At 61.0% G+C, this 2,075-nt stretch carries 3 protein-coding genes; all 3 read right to left on the reverse strand.

Going from position 1 to position 2,075, the window contains the following annotated elements; all coding sequences use genetic code 11:
* On the reverse strand, nt 1–1,172 hold a 1,172-nt coding region (locus tag HOC_RS20335; RefSeq protein WP_084146520.1), incomplete at its 3' end, for a ParB/RepB/Spo0J family partition protein.
* Nucleotides 1,173–1,219: 47 nt separating this feature from the next.
* Nucleotides 1,220–1,696, reverse strand: coding sequence for a hypothetical protein (locus HOC_RS20340; protein ID WP_035542341.1), 477 nt, complete (start codon nt 1,694–1,696; stop codon nt 1,220–1,222).
* A gap of 2 nt (nt 1,697–1,698) precedes the next feature.
* Nucleotides 1,699–2,075 (reverse strand): antirestriction protein ArdA (locus HOC_RS20345; RefSeq protein WP_035542346.1); only part of this gene is annotated, 377 nt, incomplete at its 5' end.

A 2,075-nucleotide genomic window follows, 5' to 3' on the forward strand; every position in this document is an offset into this window, starting at 1 on the left:
TCCCGCGTGGCATCCTTCCGGCTGCTGCATTCATGCGCACGGATCGTCCAGAGCGCGCTGCCGGTCATGGCATGGGCCACCATCAGGCGCAGCGCGATAGCAGGCTGGGCGGCGAGGCTCGCCTGCGCCGCCCCATGCCGATGCAGCAGGATATATTCCGCAAGCGGGCCAGACATTTCAGGTTTGACGGGTGCTGAGGAAGGGTCGTCGCTGCCGCGCTTCTCCTTGTCGTTTCTCCGCGCCTCAGCCTGTGAGATATAGCCTTCATGGAAGGTCACACTGCCATCATGGCGAAGCTCGACGAACACCTTGCCGCCCTCCTTCTTCGTCTTGGTCACATGGTCCCAGCGCTGGAAATACTGCCCCCGCTCAAGGCAGACCACGTCCTTCCAGCCTTCGGCGAGATAAGCCTCGATACGCTGCGCGACGGCTGCGGCTTGCGCGGTCCAGAAAGCATCCGCGTCGGCAAACACGCCATGCTCGCCAAACAGATCGGCGGTTATCAGGCCGTCATAGCCCGCCAAGTCAAACAGGGCCTTGTCTGTGGTGATAATTGTCCCGCCCGTGATCCACGCCTTGCAGTTCCGGCCCATCGGCGCGCGCGCGTCCTCGCTCTCGAACAGGCGAAGCCATTCCGCCTGTTGCTCCGGCGTGGCGAGGGTCAGGGCCCGAATTGTTTCGCGGTCGATCTCGTCCCCGGCATAGAATTCGCGGATGGGCTCGGCGAGGGACGCCAGTGCCAGCACCCGCCGCACCAGAAGCACGGTGACCCCAAAGAATGCGGCGATGTCCTCGACCGCGCGGCCTTCATCATTCAGGCGCTTGAAGGCGGTATACTGCTCCATTTCCGAAGCTGGCAGGCGTCCGACATTCTCGATGACGGATGCCGCTATCGCGCTGGCGGCATCTTCCTCCCGCATGATCGCGCATGGCACCATGGGCGGCTTGCCGGTCTCCTTCTCGATCTCTTTCAGGGCGAAGAACCGCCGCCGTCCGGCAACGACGCCGTAATGATCGCTTTCACGGCGCACCAGCAAAGTCTGGCGAATACCGCTCTCACGAATAGACGGCAGAATATCGGACACGTCCGGCTTCTTGCGGCTATGGCGCATGTTGAGTTTGGAAATCCGAAGCTCGGACAGCGGCAAGGATTTGAGGATAGGCTGGGCCATTGCATGGGCCTCCTTTGATGATTTGATTGAAGAGGACAGACGCGCACTCATGCGCGCGCCTCGAGATTCGAGAGGGTCGCACAAAGACGCTGCGCGACCCGGCGACCGATCGCGAGAGCGTCGGGAAGAAGGTCATCTGCGACGTCCGTCAGATGTCCATTATCCGAACCCGGATAATTGGCCTCGACGCCCCACAGGCTGATGGCGTGCTCGTCCAATATGACACCATCAAGAGATACCGAGAGGACAATACCGCAATAGAACCAGTCATCCTCCCGCCATGCCTCCATGATCGCCTCGGCTTCGGCTTGTGCCTTGGCAAAGCGTTCCCGGAAATTGTTTCCGGGGCCGATAAATCCGGGCGCATCCTTGTAGAGCGAGGGCCAGAATCCGTCCTGGCGCTGGTCCGGCCCATCCGGACTATCATCGCGCACGATGCGCGCGACGATCCGGAACCCGTCCTGTTCGCAAGCGATGCAATCGCCCTCGCATACGAACGTGTCAAAGCGTTCCGTGAAAGCCATCTCTAACGGCTCCAGAACACGTGGACTTCATCGAAGCCCGTCTGGAACACCATGATCTCACCATTGAGGGCCATGTCGCGGGCGAGCGCCTGCCAGTCGATATAGTATTTGAGGCTTTCCGGTATCGCTGTGCCGGTCTCGTCGTGCAGCTCTTCGGCAAAGTCCGCCGCGCTGCGGTATTCTCCGGCATAATCCTCGAACGCGGCGCGCGCCTGTTCAAGATCATCACCGAACTGGCTGTAAAGCTTGGCGCCAAGCGCGCCATGTTCCTCGATGAAGTCTGCAAGCTCGCACACCGCGTCGAAGCTCGCCCATTCAGAAATCTGGCAACCGTCGAACCCTTCGTAATGTCGGGTAACAGGCCGGTGTTGCCACCGGC

Origin of the sequence: Hyphomonas oceanitis SCH89 (assembly GCF_000685295.1) — a bacterium.
GTDB lineage: Bacteria > Pseudomonadota > Alphaproteobacteria > Caulobacterales > Hyphomonadaceae > Hyphomonas > Hyphomonas oceanitis.

Coding starts and splice junctions, on each gene's coding strand:
- HOC_RS20340 (WP_035542341.1), bottom strand. CDS start 1,696: ATGGCTTTCACGGAACGCTTTGACACGTTCGTATGCGAGGGCGATTGC.